The organism is Cellulomonas citrea (genome assembly GCF_009829685.1).
Lineage (GTDB): Bacteria > Actinomycetota > Actinomycetes > Actinomycetales > Cellulomonadaceae > Cellulomonas > Cellulomonas citrea.
On sequence record NZ_VWSD01000355.1, the window covers coordinates 1 to 610 of the forward strand.

Consider the following 610-nt stretch of genomic DNA (forward strand, 5'->3'; position numbering starts at 1 on the left):
AAGGACAGCTGAGGTGGCGGTCATCAAGGACATCGACGACACGCAGGCCCCGCTGCTCGACCATCTGATCGAATTGCGCGCGCGGCTGGTGCGCTGTGTTGCCGCGCTGGTCGTCGCTTTCGCCATCTGCCTCTATTTCGCGGACCCGATCCTTGGCTTCCTGATCCAGCCGCTCAAGGGCGCCTTCCCCGATGGCGAGGGGCAGCTGATCTTCACCAAGCTCTACGAGGTTTTCTTCGTCGAGCTGAAGGTGGCGCTGTTTGCAGGCTTCTGCCTCAGCTTCCCGATCATCGCCAACCAGCTCTGGGCCTTCATCGCGCCGGGTCTCTATGCGCGCGAGAAGAAGGCATTCCTGCCCTTCCTGCTGGCGACGCCGCTGCTGTTCACCGCGGGCGCAGCGCTTGCCTATTACATCGTCATGCCGACCGCCTTTCGGTGGTTCCTCGGCTTCGAGGGCACGGCGGGTGGGTTGGAGATCCAGGCCCTGCCCACCGCCAACGAATATCTCGGCCTGGTGATGCAGTTCATCCTCGCCTTCGGAATGAGCTTCCTGCTGCCGGTCCTGCTGCTCCTGCTGCACCGCGCCGGCATCGTCTCGCGCGAGCAGCTT

Annotated in this window: 1 protein-coding gene; it reads left to right on the forward strand. The window is 63.6% G+C overall.

The features are described 5' to 3' along the window. Positions 1-13: 13 nt before the first annotated feature. A partial coding sequence (gene tatC / locus F2B26_RS16690; protein WP_159811213.1) for a twin-arginine translocase subunit TatC occupies positions 14-610 on the forward strand: 597 nt, incomplete at its 3' end.